Annotated in this window: 1 protein-coding gene; it reads left to right on the forward strand. The window is 68.1% G+C overall.

The features are described 5' to 3' along the window. Window positions 1–627, forward strand: a 627-nt coding sequence (locus tag JNK74_29320) for a DUF1549 domain-containing protein (protein MBL7650277.1), incomplete at both ends; no start/stop codon positions are given.

Here is a 627-nt window from a genome sequence, read left to right on the forward strand (position 1 = left end):
ACCACGAACGAGGGCGGCACCATCGACGAGGAGAATCTCGCCAACTACGCCGCGGACCGGGTGCAGACCTTCGGCTGGGTGATGCTGGGCCTGACGGCGAACTGCGCCCAGTGCCACGACCACAAGTTCGACCCCATCTCGATGAAGGATTACTACAGCCTCGCTGCCTTTTTCCGGAACACGACTCAGGCGCCGAAGGACGGCAATGTCAAAGACAGTGGTCCCGTCCTCGTCGTGCCGTCGATGGAAGACCGCCCGCGCTGGGACGCTCTGCCCGGCGAGATTGCCGCCGCCTCGAAGCAGCGCAACGATCGTCGCGCCGCTGCGAAACCGGATTTCGACAAGTGGGTGTCCCAGGCGACGCCGGCGATCCTCGAGGCCACGATGCCGCGCGAGGGATTGGCCTTTCAACTGCCGCTGACGGAAGGCAAGGGCGCCGTCGTCGCTGCCACTCTGCCGGGAGCGGCGAAGTTCGCCGCGGCGTGGACGGACTACGCGGCGGCGCTGCGCACGCTTGCGGGCGGCGCCGATGCCGACCCGGCGCTCGGCGATCCGCGCTTCGTGTCGTCGGCGCGGCTGGCGCCCGCGCTCAACCGCCTGTCGTGGAATTCGACGACGCCGTTCCTT

The sequence above is a fragment of the Candidatus Hydrogenedentota bacterium genome (assembly GCA_016791475.1).
GTDB lineage: Bacteria > Hydrogenedentota > Hydrogenedentia > Hydrogenedentales > JAEUWI01 > JAEUWI01.